17 protein-coding genes are annotated in these 16,975 nt (G+C 32.0%); 1 reads left to right on the top strand and 16 read right to left on the bottom strand.

Features of this window, described 5'->3' with window-relative positions:
• Positions 1 to 171: 171 nt before the first annotated feature.
• Complete coding sequence (locus AB2369_RS00080; RefSeq protein WP_367664426.1) at positions 172 to 1,110, top strand: N(5)-(carboxyethyl)ornithine synthase; 939 nt, start codon at positions 172 to 174, stop codon at positions 1,108 to 1,110.
• A 372-nt stretch (positions 1,111 to 1,482) separates the two neighbouring features.
• On the opposite strand, the gene modA is transcribed toward AB2369_RS00080, so the two are convergent.
• The 16 genes from modA to AB2369_RS00160 form a co-directional block, all read right to left on the bottom strand.
• Complete coding sequence (gene modA, locus AB2369_RS00085) at positions 1,483 to 2,271, bottom strand: molybdate ABC transporter substrate-binding protein (RefSeq protein WP_367664427.1); 789 nt, start codon at positions 2,269 to 2,271, stop codon at positions 1,483 to 1,485.
• 3 nt (positions 2,272 to 2,274) lie between these two features.
• Positions 2,275 to 2,706 carry an MOSC domain-containing protein gene (locus tag AB2369_RS00090; RefSeq protein WP_367664428.1) on the bottom strand — a complete coding sequence of 144 codons (432 nt, stop codon included), beginning with the start codon at positions 2,704 to 2,706 and terminating at the stop codon, positions 2,275 to 2,277.
• A 6-nt stretch (positions 2,707 to 2,712) separates the two neighbouring features.
• Entirely contained in the window at positions 2,713 to 3,699 is a 987-nt protein-coding gene (moaA, locus tag AB2369_RS00095; RefSeq protein ID WP_367664429.1) for a GTP 3',8-cyclase MoaA, read from the bottom strand.
• A 16-nt stretch (positions 3,700 to 3,715) separates the two neighbouring features.
• A complete protein-coding gene (locus AB2369_RS00100; protein ID WP_367664430.1) occupies positions 3,716 to 4,498 on the bottom strand; it encodes an ABC transporter permease in 783 nt (260 codons plus the stop codon).
• The gene (gene moaC / locus AB2369_RS00105) at positions 4,473 to 4,946 is read right to left on the bottom strand and encodes a cyclic pyranopterin monophosphate synthase MoaC (protein WP_367664431.1); all 474 of its coding nucleotides are present in this window, start codon (positions 4,944 to 4,946) and stop codon (positions 4,473 to 4,475) included. Before moaC ends, AB2369_RS00100 begins: the two co-directional genes overlap by 26 nt.
• Position 4,947: 1 nt before the next feature.
• Positions 4,948 to 5,970: a molybdopterin-binding protein gene (locus AB2369_RS00110; protein ID WP_367664432.1), complete on the bottom strand. Its 1,023-nt coding sequence runs from the start codon at positions 5,968 to 5,970 to the stop codon at positions 4,948 to 4,950.
• A gap of 16 nt (positions 5,971 to 5,986) precedes the next feature.
• Positions 5,987 to 6,478, bottom strand: a complete 492-nt coding sequence (locus AB2369_RS00115) for a molybdenum cofactor biosynthesis protein B (RefSeq protein ID WP_367664433.1) — start codon at positions 6,476 to 6,478, stop codon at positions 5,987 to 5,989.
• A 286-nt stretch (positions 6,479 to 6,764) separates the two neighbouring features.
• Entirely contained in the window at positions 6,765 to 7,568 is an 804-nt protein-coding gene (gene yqeB, locus AB2369_RS00120; RefSeq protein ID WP_367664434.1) for a selenium-dependent molybdenum cofactor biosynthesis protein YqeB, read from the bottom strand.
• On the bottom strand, positions 7,561 to 8,145 hold the full coding sequence (gene mocA / locus AB2369_RS00125; RefSeq protein ID WP_367664435.1) for a molybdenum cofactor cytidylyltransferase: 585 nt from the start codon (positions 8,143 to 8,145) through the stop codon (positions 7,561 to 7,563). The genes yqeB and mocA overlap by 8 nt, the downstream gene beginning before the upstream one ends.
• Positions 8,138 to 8,860: a selenium cofactor biosynthesis protein YqeC gene (gene yqeC, locus AB2369_RS00130; RefSeq protein ID WP_367664436.1), complete on the bottom strand. Its 723-nt coding sequence runs from the start codon at positions 8,858 to 8,860 to the stop codon at positions 8,138 to 8,140. Before yqeC ends, mocA begins: the two co-directional genes overlap by 8 nt.
• 230 nt (positions 8,861 to 9,090) lie before the next feature.
• Entirely contained in the window at positions 9,091 to 11,379 is a 2,289-nt protein-coding gene (locus AB2369_RS00135) for a xanthine dehydrogenase family protein molybdopterin-binding subunit (RefSeq protein WP_367664443.1), read from the bottom strand.
• Positions 11,376 to 11,831: a (2Fe-2S)-binding protein gene (locus tag AB2369_RS00140; protein ID WP_367664437.1), complete on the bottom strand. Its 456-nt coding sequence runs from the start codon at positions 11,829 to 11,831 to the stop codon at positions 11,376 to 11,378. The genes AB2369_RS00135 and AB2369_RS00140 overlap by 4 nt, the downstream gene beginning before the upstream one ends.
• On the bottom strand, positions 11,819 to 12,628 hold the full coding sequence (locus AB2369_RS00145) for a xanthine dehydrogenase family protein subunit M (RefSeq protein ID WP_367664438.1): 810 nt from the start codon (positions 12,626 to 12,628) through the stop codon (positions 11,819 to 11,821). The genes AB2369_RS00140 and AB2369_RS00145 overlap by 13 nt, the downstream gene beginning before the upstream one ends.
• Positions 12,629 to 13,315: 687 nt before the next feature.
• Positions 13,316 to 15,580, bottom strand: coding sequence for a xanthine dehydrogenase family protein molybdopterin-binding subunit (locus AB2369_RS00150; protein ID WP_367664439.1), 2,265 nt, complete (start codon positions 15,578 to 15,580; stop codon positions 13,316 to 13,318).
• 3 nt (positions 15,581 to 15,583) lie between these two features.
• Entirely contained in the window at positions 15,584 to 16,033 is a 450-nt protein-coding gene (locus AB2369_RS00155) for a (2Fe-2S)-binding protein (protein WP_367664440.1), read from the bottom strand.
• A gap of 3 nt (positions 16,034 to 16,036) precedes the next feature.
• Positions 16,037 to 16,822 (bottom strand): xanthine dehydrogenase family protein subunit M, encoded by a 786-nt coding sequence (locus AB2369_RS00160; RefSeq protein ID WP_367664441.1) that lies wholly within the window; start codon positions 16,820 to 16,822, stop codon positions 16,037 to 16,039.
• Between the last annotated feature and the right edge of the window lie 153 nt (positions 16,823 to 16,975).

The raw sequence follows: 16,975 nt of genomic DNA on the forward strand, positions 1-16,975 counted from the left end.
ATGATAATTATGTATATTTCATCTCATTATTTTACATATTAAGAATAACATAAATATCTCAATAAACAACTACTTTTGTTAAAATTTACATACTTTTTTTGACAACTAAAAACTTGTATATTATAATTAAGTTGTTACTATTCGTTGTAAAAAAGAAAGGAGCGTGAATTATTGAAGCTAGGATTTATAATTCCAAATCACCCACAAGAACGTCGCGTAGCACTTTTACCAGAGGACATATACAATTTTGAAAATCAAATCTTCATAGAAAAAGGATTTGGAAACCCCTTAGGTATAGATGATGAAGAGTATGAGAAAAAGGGATGTTCTGTTCTAAGTAAAGAAGAAATATTCAAAACCTGTGATGGCATATTCTCATTGAAAAATATAAAAAAAGATGACTATCATCTTATTAAAAATGAACAGATAATAATAGGTTGGACTCATCCTTACGGTTCAGGTCGTGATTTCATGAAAGACATTGCAATTCCTAAAGATCTTTTAGTAGTTGATCTTGATAATATCCACCCTGCAGTATTCTATAAAAATCATGAACTTCCCTTAAACTGGGTACCAAAAAACTTTATTTATGAAAATAGCTTCATTGCAGGATATTCTTCAACTATCCATGGACTTTTAAGCCACGGATTAATACCTAATAGTGACACTAACGTGGCAATTTTAGGTTCTGGTAATGCCTCCCAAGGAGCTTTCAAGGCAATTTCTATGTTTAATGTAAACTTAAGAATGTTCTATAGAAAAACTATGGATGAATTCTATGATAACATAAATAATTTCCATATAATAATAAACGGAATAGAAATTGAACCAGGTAGTAATCCTATAATATCTAATGAAGATAAAAAGCATCTAAAAAAAGGTGCACTAATTATAGATGCAGCTGCCTGTGCTGGTAGAACCATCGAAGGTTCAAAACACACCTCTTATGAAAAACCTCTATATATGGAAGACGGGGTTTATTATTATGCAATAAACAACTCACCTTCTATATTTTACAGAGAGTCTAGTAAATTTATAAGCAAATCCTTTAGTAAATACATCTATTCTAAGGATCTTAATGTTTATAGAGAAATGTGTATAGATCTTTAATATTTTCACCCCATTTTTTACCACTAAAAAAGAGATGCCTTTCTTTTAGCATCTCTTTTTATATTTAGAGCCATTCTAAATTCTTTTACTTATCCAGAGTTTTACAATTATAATATCTAAGCTTTTTAAAGCTAATTATAAAAATTATAAGACTCTAAATTCATTAACCTACAATCCATCTGGAGTAAAACTTCATATGGATTTAGTTTTAATTTATCCTTAATAATGATTTTTATCAGTAGAGAAAATTTCTTATTAATATTTTAATTATATTTCTAATGAACTATGTGATGCATGGATATATTATAAGGCTATGCAAAATGTTCTTTTGACTCATGTAATCCTTAGTAAATTAATTACTGAAATATAAGATTATGCTTTAAACTTATGCTTTCTTATAATTTCTTTTCCTTTTTCACTTTCAATGAATTTCATGAATTCATCTCCTAGATCTTTCTCTTTAGAGTTTGTAGCCATCCAATACTCTGCTTTTTCATTTAACTCTTCTTTAATCTGGATTTGCTTTATGCTATCCTTAACATCATCTGTTACATCTGTTACATATACAAAGGTAGCGTCTCCCTCTTTTATCTTAACTTTGTTCAATGCCATTTTAACGTTAGCTTCATTAGAAACTACCTTAGACATTACCTTGTCTTTATATCCCTTATTTATATTATCTACCTTGTCTATAATCTTTCTTGAATACTTTCCTATCGGTACTTCCTCTGCACACATTACAAGTTTTTCTACAGATGTTAAATCTTCTAAGGATTTTATGGTTTCATTATCCTTATTAACAACCAAAACCACTTCATTAAATGCCATTACTTTTCCTTCATTTACTAAAGATTTCTCCTTAAGTTTTGAATAATGACCATTGTCTGCAGATACGAATAAATCAAAATCAGCACCACTTTCTATTTGTGTTCTTAAGGTACTAGATCCTCCAAAATTTAAAACTATTTCTCTATTCTTGTTTTCCTTTTCAAATTCTGTCTTTAACTCTTCCATAACCTCTGTTAAAGAGGAAGCTGCAAATACTGTAATCTTCTCTTTTTTACCCTCTGTCTTTGATTCCTCTTTTTTACTTCCACTTCCACAAGCCACTAGTGACAACATTAAAACTACTGAAATAATAACTGATAAAAATCTTTTCATTTTTTACTTTACCTCCTGAATTTCATCTCCAACTTTTACTTTTCCACCTTTTAATACCTTTGCAAATATACCATTAGTTGGCATTATACAGCTTCCTACAGTATAGAAAATATTACAAGGTTTATGACATTGTTTACCTATTTGGGTAACCTCAAGTAGAGTCTCCCCAATTGAAAGCTTAGTTCCTATTGGAAGATTAACTAAATCTACGCCTTCTGTAACTAAGTTTTCACCAAAATCCCCTAGTTCTACCTTCCCTCCTTTTTCTCTAAATTCTGTAATCCTCTCCATTGCAAGAAGGCTTACTTGTCTATGCCAATCACCTGCGTGAGCATCACCTTTAAGACCATGATTTTCGACAAATACACATTCCTTAACATCTGTTTTTCCAATTCCCTTTTTATCACTTGTACACACTGCTAAAACTTTACCCATAAACTTTTATCCTCCTATTTGAGACATAAATCTAATGTCTGCGTTATCCTTTTTTTCTCCAAAATTATGATTAGTTGGTTTATTGTATATTGTATCTTTTATGATTTCCTTAACTTCTTCATAGGTTTTACCGTCTCTAAGTATAGGTCTTAAATTAGTACCACTATTCCAATGAAGGCACTGCTTTAAGAACCCATCGCAGGTAAGCCTTATCCTATTACAATCACTACAAAAGCAACTGCTCATAGGACTTATGAACCCTATGGTAGAAGTCTTACCATTACTTTCGTTATAAAAGCTTTTGTATAACGCTGGTCCTCTTAGGCCATTTTTTTCTGTTTCTTTCTCTATGTAAGTCCTTTCTTTTTTTATGACCTCTTCTATTTCCCCTGAAGTCATTCCTATGAAATCTTTACCTTTTCCTATTGGCATAATCTCAATAAACCTAACTTTAATACCTTTTTCCTCTGAAAATCTTATAAAGTCCATTATCTCATCTTGATTTTTTCCTTTAACTATTACTACATTAAGGCTAACTTCAATTTTATGCTCTATTGCCATATCTATAGCCTTAAGAACTTTTTTAAGATCTCCATTATTAGTTATACTTTTAAATCTATCTTCTTTAAAAGAGTCTAGACTTATATTTACCCTGTCTAATCCACTTTCTTTTAACTTCTTAATTTTTTCTGGTAACAATATTCCATTAGTGGTTATTGCAATCTCATTAACTCCAGGTAACTTCTTTACCTTTTTTATTAGATTTTCTATACCTTCTCTTACTAAAGGTTCTCCTCCAGTAAATCTAAATTTACTTATTCCAAGTTCTGATCCTATCTGAGCCACAGTATATATCTCATCAAGAGATAACATATCTTCTTCCTTAAAGAAATTATCGTATCCTGGAGGCATACAATAATTGCACCTTAAGTTACACCTATCTGTTAAAGATATTCTCATATAATTTATTTCTCTTCCTAAGTTATCTTTCATACAATCCCCTCTTTAATTAATACATTTCATATTTTTTTACTCCAAGGATTACAGCTAAAGATATTATAACAAGTACCATAGAAATAGAAACTGACAAATTCAAATCTTTCTCTAGTGCCATATAAATAGCCAGTGGCAATGTTTGAGTTTTACCAGTTAGGTTACCTGCAAATATTATGGTAGCCCCAAATTCTGATAAGGCTCTTGCCCAACAAAGTATACTTTGAGTAACTATTGGCTTTTTGCACATAGGTAATGTTAATTTATAAAAGACTTGATAAGGCTTAAGTCCTAAATCCATTGCTGCATCTTCTAAAGTTTTATCTACCCCTTTAAAAATATGAGTAGTTGCTGTAATAAACTGAGGAAGGATTATAAAGGTTTGAGCCATTACTACTGCTATAAAAGAAAAAGATATATTTATTCCATAAAGATCTAAATACTTCCCTATAAAACCTGCTCTTCCAAAGCATAAAAGTAATAATACTCCTGCCACAGAAGGTGGTAATACAGTTGGAAGTCTAAATACTATATGAAGAATTCCCTTTCCCTTAAAGCTATATCTTGCCATAAGCCATGATATTGGTATCCCTAGAATTAATGTTGCTGCAAGGGATATAAGTGTACTTTCAAGACTTATAACTATTGCCTTTAAAACATAATCACTTAGCATTGTTTCTATAGAAAATGTTGAATAAAGTAATATGGATAACATAGGCAAAAATAAAAATCCTGCCCCTAAAATTGTTATAATCACTATTATTATTAAAGGCTTATTTTTCATAAATGTAGTGACCACTCTTTCCTCCAATCTTCTCTCTTAAATGTATCCCCTCTATAACCATTGCCTTATCTACTGCCTTACACATATCATATATTGTAAGTGCTGCAATAGATACCGCTGTTAATGCCTCCATCTCCACTCCAGTCTTACCTGTAGTCTTAACTTTGGATCTTATTATAACTGAATTGTTTTCATCATCTATTTCAAAATCTACCTCACATCCATTTATCATAATCGGATGACAAAGTGGTATTAAATCAGATGTTCTCTTGCTCCCCATTATGGCAGCTACCCTTGATATTCCAAGAACATCTCCCTTTTTCATATTTCCTTCTTTTATAAGGTTTAATGTTTCTTTCTTCATGGTTATTTTGCCTTCTGCAAAAGCTATTCTCTCAGTTTCATTTTTATTTCCTACATCCACCATTATAGCTTTTCCATCTCTATCAAAATGAGTAAGCATATTAAACACCCTTTCCAAAATTACAATGTGGAAAACTACAAATCTCACAGTCTAGACATAATCCTCCATGACCATAAGCTGCTATATCTTCCATAGTTAGTTTCTCCTCTATTAAAACTCTTGGAAGAACTAAATCAAAAGCTGTTCTTTTCGAATACATAACACATCCTGGAAGTCCAAGTATAGGGATATCCCCCTTATAAGCAACTAATAACATAGCTCCTGGAAGTATTGGTGCTCCGTATGTACAAAGTTCTGCCCCTGTACTCTTTATAGCTGTAGGAGTTAAGTCATCTGGATCTACTGACATTCCACCTGTACATATAACTATATCTGCTCCCTTTACAATCCACTGCTCTATAGCTTCTTTTATTCTATTTTCATTGTCATCAACTATAACCTGTCCTAAAACCTCACAGTCGTATTCCTCTACCTTTTTTCTTATAACAGGACCAAAAGCATCTTTTATTCTTCCATGGTATACTTCATTTCCAGTGGTTACTATTCCAATCTTCTTTGATTTAAAAGGTATAACTTCTACTATACTTTGTCCACTTGCTATTTCCTCAGCCTTCTTTAACTTTTCATCTTCTATAACTAGAGGAATTATTCTAGTTCCTGCAACCTTCTCTCCTTTTTTCACCGGGGTATTATTATGAACTGTTGCCATCATAATTTCACCTAATGCATTTACTTTAAATAGAAGGCCTTTATTTATCTTCAGAAGTCCATCATATTCAGCATAAAAGTCTATCTTACCTTCCTTTGTCTCCCCAAAGGTAAGCCCTGACCCTGCACTTAAATTTCTTAATCTTTCTGCTGCATCATTTTCATGAACTATACCTTCTGTTTGCTCCCAAACATATATATTATCCTTACCACAAGATAATAATCTCTGAATATCCTCTTCTTTTATTATATGTCCCTTTTTAAATGCTCTTCCCTTAAACTCTCCCGGAATAATTTGAGTTATATCATGACATAACACACATCCTACTGCATCTACTGTTCTTATCTTTTTCATATATCTTCCCCCTAGATTATTTCCTTGCACACTCTGTAGCATTAGCTTTTAATATGTCAATACCATGTTTAATACTTGGCATAATATAATCTATAACTTCTTTAACTGCCTTTGGGCTACCTGGCATGTTTATAATAAGAGTTTCTCCTCTTATCCCACTAGCTGCTCTTGAGAGCATAGCTCTTTCAGTTATCTTTAAGCTATACATAGTTATAGCTGTACTTATACCTTGTGCTTCCTTCTCTATAACCTTTTTTGTAGCCTCTGGGGTTACATCCCTTTTACTAAATCCAGTTCCTCCTGTTGTTAGGATAAGTTCTACTTTAAGATCATCACACATATATTTCATTTCTTGTATAAGATCCTTCTCCTCATCAGGTACTATTACATATCTCTCTACCTTGTACCCAAGCTTTTCTACTTCTTCTACTATCACTTTTCCACTTATATCTTCACGTTCTCCCCTTGATCCCTTGTCACTTGCTGTAATTACTCCAACCTTATACACAATATCTCCCTCCCCTTATATCTTTTATGTGTTCTAAAGTTCTCTTATTTTCCATAAGTAATACTTATACTGAAATCTATTAGAAACCTTTACATAAAGTTTTATAGATAAGACCTTATGTAAACTTTTAGAACCTATCTTTATTTAAAACTATTTCCTAGAATTTATAATTACTACATTAAACCCTATTATATTTATTATATTATAAAAAGAAAAATCATCATAGATACACTTTTTAATTATTGAAACATTATATGTATTTTTTAAGTATGGCTTATTCTATAAATTAAAAACGTTCTTTTTCCAATATAAGTACAGCTTCTAAAACACTTCCAGCTATGCATCTAGCTTTATCAGAAATTGTAAAACAGTTTTTAAATTCTGAATCTCTAGGGTCTATATCAGCTACTTTAAATTTCTCTGTAACCAAATATCCATCTCTTATAATTCCTCTAAGAATACCATCTATAGAAGCTAGGATTTTATGTTCTCCTATGGTTGCTATAACCTGTCCTTTTTCTACCTTATCTCCAATTTTACCTATGGTTTTTATAATACCATCCTTACCACTATAGATAACTCTTTCTTTAGTACAACCTCTAATATCTCCTGGCACTCCTGTGTTTTCTAAAGGTTTGCCTTTTAAAATTATACGTCCAAGGTCATGTCCTCTCATGGTCTCTATTACTACATCTACATCTACCCCGGCTTCAAATCCTGGTCCAAGTCCTATAGTTATTGGCGCCATATTTTTGTTAGTTCCTAAGTTTTTCTTAGCTAATATAGCATCTACCAATACCTTTGGCTTTAATTCTTCTATAAGATCTCCATTTTCATCTACAGCTATAGGAATGAATCCATTCTGCCAAGCTTCTTTAATCTCCTTAAAATCTTTAACCCTTACTGCTTTTAAATTTTCTACTACAGCCTCTCCATCATAAATAGCCTCACTAAATGCAACACTACGTCTTATTGCTGATGGTTTTTCTATGTCAAGAACAACTACTTTAAACCCACTTCTGTAAAGTTTATGAATAGTTCCAGAAGCTATATCTCCGCCACCTCTTACTACTATTATATCTCTATACATTTTTAAATACCCCTTTTATAAGATTTAAGTACTCCTCATTAGTGTCAATATCAATGAAAGGAAGCCCATCTTTCATGTCTACCTCTTTAACCCTATGAGGATATTTTTTTATGACAGCCCGTCCACCAGTATCCCCTTCTATAGATAATAAATCCTCTCTGTATAACCTGGGAAATATGGTTGGGTGTGCTCTATGCCCTTGTACTCTAGGAATTATTATATAATCTTTATGTCTTTTACCCTCATTAATAAGAGTCTCAATAACTTCCTTATTTAATAGAGGCTGATCTCCAGTAAAGAACATATAATCTCCTTCCTTTAAATACTCTACCCCAAGTTTAAGACTTTCACTTTGTCCAAGATAAGGTTTCTTATTTTCTATGACTATGATACCTTTTTCTTTTCCTATACTTAAAACCCTTTCATCTTTAGCTACAAGAACTATGTTACTAAAATTTAAAGAGATTAATGTATTTATAAGGTGCTCTATAAAGGTCTTCTCCTTATAGTTTAGTAATAATTTATTCTGCCCCATTCTCTTTGAATAACCAGAAGCCATTATTACAGCATTAATCATATATTACCGTCCCCTTCTTTAGACTTACTCCAACTACTTTATCTATGTAATTTTTATTTCTTTTTTCTACTAATTCTTTAAGTTTATAATACTTATGTTTATCCTCCTCATTATCGACAGCGTTTATAACAAGGATTCTTTCTCCCCTACTATTTTTAAATAGCCCATCTTCATTAAAAATCATATTAACTAAATGGTTATAATTTACCTTTTCAGACTCTATACCTTTAGAGATTTGTAAAAACTTATCTAATCTATGTACGTTTTCATAATCAATAAACACATCTAAAGCCTTAAGAGAAATAACCCCTAAAGTCTTTGTAGTTATATTAGGTACTAAAGGTTCATCTTCTCTCCATCCCTTTAAAATCTTCCTTTTTGACCCATCCCCCTCTATAAAAATATAGTTAAAACTTTCAGCTAAATAACCTAATTCTCTATCATTTATGCCAAAAATCTTATTTTCTTTATTTACTTCGACACCAATTACCCATATACCTTTTTTATTGTAATTAAATTCTTGTATATTTTCTGTTATATGTAAATAATCATAATCTTTAGACTCTGGTATGAATATCTTAGTTGTAGTAGTTACTAAAGTTTTTTCATCTCTAAACTCTTTAGAAAGAGCCATCATAAGGGATGTTTTTCCCCCTGCCCCTATAATAGTTACAATATCCTTCCTTCTAATATGGAATAAATCCTTTAAGTTCATGTTCATCCTCCTTTTAAATATGAAGAACTTATATTTCCTCAGTTCTTAAATTAAATTTTATTTGATGGCTAGGATATGTAACACCCCCATCCTCTTAAAAGGTAGGGGACAACACCTTCTACAAGTTGGATATAAAAGACGTTACACCCCTAAATAAGTTCTTCTAAGTTCCAGTGGGAATATGGTATTCCCTTAGTCAAACTCCCACTGAAGCTAAGAATCATTTCATATTACTTATTTACATTCATTGCATTAAAGACCTTTTCCGGGAACATTGGAAGATCTCTAAGGTTTACTCCTACAGCATTATATATAGCATTCGCTATGGCCGGAGCTGGAGTATTTATAACAATTTCTCCAATGGATTTGGCTCCAAAAGGCCCTGTCGACTCATAGCTTGGTATAAATTCTACTTTTATATTTCCTATCTCTTTTCTGCATGGAATCTTATATTGCATAAAAGTATTAGTCTGAAGTTTTCCTTTTTCATCGTATCTTACATCTTCATATAAAGCTACTCCTATACCTTGTACAATCCCTCCCTCTACTTGAACCTTTGCAAGTTTTGGGTTTATAAGTGTACCACAGTCAACTACTGCTACATAATTAATTATATCAGATTTTCCTGTTTCTTTATCAACTTCTATCTCTGCAAATCCTACCATATATGGAGATGGAGATGTATCACTACCAAAAGTTCCATGACCTTGAAGCTGTTTTCCTTCTGACCCTAATACACTATTAACTGCTATATCCTTAAGGGTTATCTCTTTCCCAGTAGTACTCTTTAATATTTTCCCATCAAACTCCAAATCTATCTTATCTACCTCTAAATATCTAGCCCCTGCTTCATGGATTTTCTCTATAATTTCATCACAGGCCTTTATTACTGCCATTCCTGTTACATAAGTGGTAGAAGAAGCATAAGAGCCTCCATCATAAGGAACAGTATCTGTATCTGCCACATTTAAAACTATATTTTCAAATTCTGTCATTAACTTATCTGCTGCTATTTGAGTAAGGATTGTATCACATCCTTGTCCCATATCAGTTCCAGCTAAGTATAAAGTGTAAAAACCATCATCTCCAAGCCTTACCGCAGCAGATGCACAATCAACATTTGCTATACCTGATCCTTGCATTCCAAGGGCCATTCCTACACCCCTTACCTTTGTATCAGATGTATGAACCCTTGGATATTTATCCTTCCATCCTATAAGTTCCTTTCCTTTTTCTATACACTTATCAAGAGTAGAGCTTGTTAATGGTGTTTCAAGAAGATGCATTTTTTCTCCTACTTTACATAAGTTCTTTAACCTAAGCTCTATTGGATCCATATTAAGCTTTGTTGCCATTTCATTCATAGCTGATTCTAATGCATAATCTCCCTGAGTAGCTCCATATCCTCTAAGAGCTCCCGCTGGCACTTTATTGGTATATACAACATTCCCTTGAAATCTTGCTGCATTTGATTTATACATTGGAATACTCTTCTTACCAGCTGCTCCAAGGACTGTAAACCCATGATCTCCAAAAGCCCCTGTATCAGATAACCCCTCCATATCTATAGCTTTTATATTTCCTTTATTGTCAGCACCAATTCTCACTCTTATTTTCATAGCGTGTCTTGTACTAGTACATCCAAAGGTTTCTTTTCTATCATATATTATTTTTGATGGTTTTCCAGTTCTCCAGGTAACTAAGGCGGTAAATAATTCAACTGCCACTGTTTGTTTTCCTCCAAAACCACCACCTATTCTTGGCTTTATGACCCTTACCTTAGTTGAAGGTATTTCTAAGGCTCTAGATACATGTCTTCTAACATGAAAAGGGATTTGAGTTGAACTTACAATTACTAGTCTTCCAATATAATCAACATAGGAAAAAGCTCTATAAGTCTCCATCATTCCATGGGCCTGTGCCTGCATTGAGTAAGTTTCATCTACAACTACTTCTGAATTCTTTAATTCTTCCTCAACATCTCCCCCTGTAGCCATATAAACACTACCTACTATATTTCTCTTAGGATTAAATCCACATATTTTTTCAAGTCTTTCTTCGTTTTCTATATCATCCTCATCATGTATAACTGATGGATTATCTATTGCCTTTTCTGGATCAAGTACTGGCTCATAAACTTCATACTTAACCTTTATAAGATTCACAGCTTTTATTGCAGTTTTTTCGTCCTTTGCTGCAACTATAGCTACCTCATCTCCTACATATCTAACTATAGGATCTAGTATCAATCTATCATAGGGAGATAATTCTGGATAAGATTGTCCTGCTAAAGCAAAACGAGTTTTAGGTACATCTTTATAAGTTAATATACATTCTACCCCTTCAACTCTCTCAGCTATAGACGTGTTTATATCTAGTATTTTTGCAAAAGCATGGGGACTTCTAAGTATCTTTACAACTAATGCATCTTTCATTACTAAATCATCTGTATATGCTGGTTTTCCAGTAGTTATTCCAATAGAATCAACCTTATCAATACTCTTTCCTATCATGTTTATTTCACCTCCAAGTATGTTTTTATAGCTCTAAGCTGAGATTCATAGCCTGTACATCTACATAAATTACCTGCTAAATATTGACGAATCTCATCATCACTTGGCTTGTTAAGTTCTTTTTTCATAGCTATAACTGTCATTATAAAGCCTGGACTACAATATCCGCATTGATCTGCCCCTTGCTCTGCTAAAAGTTTTGCGAAGCTTTTAGCCTCCTCTTCAATTCCTTCTATGGTGGTTATTTCTTTTCCATTAACTCTTACAGCTAAATAACTACAAGATAAGGTTGGTTTACCATCCACCCATATGCTACACAATCCACAGCACCCAGTATCACATCCACGTCTAACACTTAGGTTTCCAATACCTCTAAGTACATCAACTAAAAAGGCATCATCTTCCACAGTTAACTTTGTGTTTTTTCCATTTAAAATAATATCTATTATCTTTGACATGATAACCCCTCCATTATAGCTCTCTTAACTAATACCTTGCATAGACTTTTTCTATATTCTGCTGAGGCTCTCATATTAGATCCAAAGTTTAATTCCTCAGCTGCTATTTCAGCTGCTTTTTTAGCTATATCTTCATCTACCTTATTCTCCGATAAAAATGATGAAGCCTTTTCTGATTCTTTAGCTACTGCTGGTCTTGCTCCAACTACAACCTTCCACTTCCCATCTAAAAAGCTCACTCCAATATTAATTAAAGGATAATCGTTTATTTCATTTCTCATATCTTTATATACAGCTATTTTTGAGTTCTTTTTTATAAATATTCTAGTTAGAAGATCCTTCTCATTTTCTTCATAGGGCCTTTGAAGCCACTTCTCTAATGTTATTCTTCCTCGATTATATAGCTCTACCTCAGTATCCAAGGTTAAAAGCGCTGTTATAAGATCTGAAAATCCATATCTTGAATAAACTGTAGCTCCTACTGTTACAACATTTCTAAACTGTATCCCTACTATATTCCCTAATGCTTTCTCTAGAAATCTATTAAATTCTTTATTAAGCCCCTCATGGGTCTCTAAAGTCCTAAATGTTGTCATTGCTCCAATTTCAAAATAATCCTCAGTTTCCTTAACATAATCTAAGTCTAATTTAGATAATTCTACTGCTGTTCCTATTCTCTTTTTTCCCATTCTTAAAAAACCACAACCAGCTAAAATAGTATTTATCTTCTTTGCCTTAAGAAGTTTATAAGCCTCTTCTATACTTTCTGCTTGTACTAGCTCCATTAACGTAAACAAGTCTATTCCCCCTAATTAATATATTTGTTTTATTTGAAATTCAACTTTCGTCTTTTATGTTTATTTATTGAAAAATACTTAATAATTTGGAAACTTTTTTTAATTTTAGATTATATCACTTTACTTTCTTATTACAACAAACTAATTATTGTTATTAGTAATAGATATTATTAATAGAATGGATACTAAATATATTTTTTAAATTTTGCTGATATTCACTTATTAATAATTTTTTTCATTTGTATATTTACGAATGTTTTCTTTATGAGTCATATAATAATCAACATAATGTATTATAAATGGACATCATATATTTTCCGAATCTTCCAACTTTTATTCTTATAAAGCATAAGTTTTTATTATATGAAGTTTCTTAAGTCGAATATTCTTTTATAAATAACACTTAATATTCAAAAAAATTACCTAACTTAGTCACCCTATTGAATTTATTGACTTTTATAAATTCAAATTAGCCATTGTACCCGTTTTAATATTTAACTATCATAAAAGTTTAAATTGATTCCTTATACCATTTAAATGAGCCTCTTGAAATTATTAGCTTTTATATGCTTAATCTTTGTGCTTTATAATTGAAAATTAACTATTGTTCCTATTTTAATAGTTAACTATCACAACATATTAAATTATATATTTGAATAAAAAATGCTGACTTAAGTCAGCATTTTTTTATTTATTTAGCATTGCCATAAAAACTTTCTCCCCAGTTATTGGTAAGTTCCTTATGTTAATTTTTGCTCCATTATAAACTGCATGAGCTATAGCAGGTGATGGTGTATTAACAACAACTTCTCCTACAGATTTTGCTCCAAAGGGACCAGTTTTCTCAAAACTAGGAACAAAGTCTACTATTATATTTCCCACATCTTTTCTATTAGGTATCTTATATTGCATAAAAGTATTAGTGTCGAGTTTTCCTTTAGGGTTATAGTGTACCTCTTCATAAAGAGCAAGGCCTATGCCTTGTACAATTCCACCTTCTACCTGAACTCTTGCAAGATTAGGATTTATAACTGTTCCGCAGTCAACTACTGCTACATAATCTATTATATCTATTTTTCCTGTTTCTTTATCCAACTCTATTTCAACGAATCCAGCTATAAATGGTGGTGGAGAAACCTCACTTCCATGACTTCCAATACCAGTAAGATGTTCTGTCCTTGGTCCTACAGTTAGAATCTCTGCAAGATTTTTTAAATACATAGTTTTTCCATCCTTAGTAATAACCTTATCTCCAATAAAATCTATATCCTCTATGCTAACTTCTAAAACTTCTGCTGCCTTAGAAATTATTTTACTCTTAAGATTTTCTGCGGCCTTAATTACAGCCATTCCTGTTACATAGGTAGTAGAAGATGCGTAGGATCCTGGATCATAAGGTGTTACATCTGTATCTGATGAAACCACTACTATATTATCTACTGTAGTTTCTAAAACCTCCGCTGCCATTTGGGCAAGTATAGTGTCACTTCCTGTTCCCATATCTGTTGACCCTATAAATAATATATACTCTCCACTATCTGAAAGCCTTATTTCTGACGATGAAGTATCTATGCCAGCTATTCCTGATCCCTGCATCGTTACTGCCATTCCAACTGATCTTACCTTATTGTCTCCAATATCTACACACGGATATTTTTCATCCCATTTTATAAGCTCTTTTCCCTTTTCTATACACTTGTGTAAAGTGGAACTTGTCATAACCTTATTGTATGGATAAGTCATTTCCCCTTCCTTACATAAGTTTTTAAATCTTATCTCTATGGGATCCATATTAAGTTTTTCTGCTAATTCATTAACAGCACACTCTATTGCAAAACATCCCTGAGTTGCTCCATACCCTCTAAAGGCCCCCGCTGGAACCTTGTTAGTATAAACAACTTTTCCATGATATCTTCCTGCATTTATTTTATTATATAAAGGTATTGTTTTTTCCCCTACTACTCCAAAAACTGTGGAACAGTGCTCTCCGTAAGCTCCTGTATCTGATAACCCTTCTATATCTATTGCCTTTATATATCCTTCTTTATCTGCTCCTAATCTAACCTTAAATCTCATCCCATGTCTACTAGTTGAACATTGGAATGTTTCTTTTCTATCATAGACAAGCTTAGCTGGCTTTCCTGTTTTTAGAGTAACTATAGCTGTGAAGATTTCAACACAAGCAGTTTGTTTTCCCCCAAATCCTCCACCTATTCTTGGTTTTATTACTCTTATTTTACTACCTGGTATTTGAAGAGCCCTAGATAGATGTCTCTTAACATGGAAAGGTATTTGAGTTGAACTTACAACCACTAGTCTTCCCATATGATCCATGTAATTAAAAGCTCTGTAAGTTTCCATCATACAATGAGCCTGAGCTTGAGTGTAATAGGTTTCCTCTACTACATAATCACATTTTTTAAGTTCTTCCTCTACATTTCCGTGTTCAACGTATTCCTTAGAAGCTATATTTTTTTCCTTTTCCATTCCTATATTAAAATTACATTTTACTTCTTCCTCATGAACTATAGAACTATGGCCTTCTGCTGTTTCAAAATCTAGAACCGGCTCATAAACTTCATACTTAACCTTTATAAGATCCATTGCCTTTAAGGCAGTTCTTTCATCTTTAGCAGCTATTATAGCTACCTCATCTCCTACATATCTAACTATTTCATCTAATATAAGTCTATCGTAAGGAGATGGCTCTGGATAACTCTGTCCTGCTAAAGTAAATCTTTCCTTAGGCACATCTTTATAGGTTAATATACACTCTACTCCCGGAACTTTTAAAGCTCTTTCTATATCAATATCTAATATTTTAGCGAAACTATGGGGACTTCTTAAAAGTTTTACAACTAATGCATCCTTCATAGCTAAATCATCAGTATATACTGGCTTACCAGTAGTTATTGACATAGCATCTATCTTTTTTATATTTTCCCCTATCATTGGTTACTCTCCCCCTAAATATTTCTTTACTGCTCTCATTTGCCCCATATAACCAGTACATCTACATAGATTTCCTGCTAGATATTCTTTTATCTCTTCATCACTAGGATTATCTAATTCCTTTTTCATAGCTATAACTGTTATTATAAATCCTGGACTACAAAATCCACACTGTTCAGCTCCCTCTGCTGAAAGTATTTCTGCAAACTCTCTAGCTTTATCTTCTAATCCTTCAATAGTTACTATTTTAGAACCAACTGCTCTAGTTGTTAAATAACTACAGGATAATGTTGGCTTTTCATCTATTAAAATAGAACAAAGACCACATGATCCTGTATCACACCCTCTTTTAACACTATAATTTCCAAGACCTCTTAATGTATCAACTAAATAATCATCTGGTGATATTTGAACCTTAACATCTATATTATTAATATTTAAAATTACTTCCATTATCTATACCTCACTTACTGCTCTTTTTAATAATATTTTACAAACTTCTCTTCTATAGGAAGCAGAAGCTCTCATATCACTTCCAAAAGAAACTTCCTCTTCAATAAGCTGGCACATCTTCTTTAAATTTTCTTCATTAATAGGATTTTCACTTATAAACTTACTAGCATCTTTTGCAATTATTGCATTAACTGGTCTTGCCCCTACTACAACTTTAAACTCATCATTAAATTTACTTACTGATAGGTTTAAAATAGGATAATCACTACTAGATTTCCTTATATATTTATATACAACTTGTCTACTATCCTTTTTTATACATATACTAACTAAAATATCTTTTTCATAAGGTCTTTTCATAAACTCGCAAAGTTTCATTCTTCCACCCTTATAAAGATTCACTTCTACATCTAGAGCTAGTAATGCTGTTATTAAGTCTGAAAAACCATATTTAGAAAATACAGTAGCTCCTACAGTTACTACATTTCTAAATTGAACCCCTATAATTCCTTTTAAAGATTTACCAATTATTCCATTAAAATAACTATTTAACTCTTTATGAATTTCAATATCTCTAAAAGTTGTCATAGCTCCAATTTCAAATTCATCCTGACCTTCTTTTATGTATCTTAGATTAAGATTTGAAAGCTCTATGGCTGTTCCAATCCTTTTTCTTCCCATTCTTAAAAAAGCACTTCCCCCAATTAATGTGTTATTTTTCTTTTCCACTAATATGTTATAGGCTTCCTCAATTGAATTTGGTTGAACAAAATTCATTAGTTTAAACACTACATTTTCCCCCTAATGCCTTATTTAAGTCATCACTCTTAATATTTTTAAAAATTTATTTATCATTTAATTCATTATTAATATATCACATAAAATAGAATAATACAAACAATTATATATTCAAATTTCTTATTGTTCGTATATATAAGAAGT

Origin of the sequence: Clostridium sp., assembly GCF_040797585.1 — a bacterium.
In the GTDB taxonomy this organism is placed as follows: domain Bacteria; phylum Bacillota; class Clostridia; order Clostridiales; family Clostridiaceae; genus Clostridium_Z.

Excerpts from the sequence above, each read along its gene's own strand:
- modA (WP_367664427.1), bottom strand. The coding sequence starts at position 2,271 with ATGAAAAGATTTTTATCAGTTATTATTTCAGTAGTTTTAATGTTGTCA.
- yqeC (WP_367664436.1), bottom strand. The coding sequence starts at position 8,860 with ATGAACTTAAAGGATTTATTCCATATTAGAAGGAAGGATATTGTAACT.
- AB2369_RS00110 (WP_367664432.1), bottom strand. The coding sequence starts at position 5,970 with ATGAAAAAGATAAGAACAGTAGATGCAGTAGGATGTGTGTTATGTCAT.
- moaC (WP_367664431.1), bottom strand. The coding sequence starts at position 4,946 with ATGCTTACTCATTTTGATAGAGATGGAAAAGCTATAATGGTGGATGTA.
- AB2369_RS00140 (WP_367664437.1), bottom strand. The coding sequence starts at position 11,831 with ATGTCAAAGATAATAGATATTATTTTAAATGGAAAAAACACAAAGTTA.
- yqeB (WP_367664434.1), bottom strand. The coding sequence starts at position 7,568 with ATGTATAGAGATATAATAGTAGTAAGAGGTGGCGGAGATATAGCTTCT.
- mocA (WP_367664435.1), bottom strand. The coding sequence starts at position 8,145 with ATGATTAATGCTGTAATAATGGCTTCTGGTTATTCAAAGAGAATGGGG.
- AB2369_RS00090 (WP_367664428.1), bottom strand. The coding sequence starts at position 2,706 with ATGGGTAAAGTTTTAGCAGTGTGTACAAGTGATAAAAAGGGAATTGGA.
- AB2369_RS00155 (WP_367664440.1), bottom strand. The coding sequence starts at position 16,033 with ATGGAAGTAATTTTAAATATTAATAATATAGATGTTAAGGTTCAAATA.
- AB2369_RS00150 (WP_367664439.1), bottom strand. The coding sequence starts at position 15,580 with ATGATAGGGGAAAATATAAAAAAGATAGATGCTATGTCAATAACTACT.
- moaA (WP_367664429.1), bottom strand. The coding sequence starts at position 3,699 with ATGAAAGATAACTTAGGAAGAGAAATAAATTATATGAGAATATCTTTA.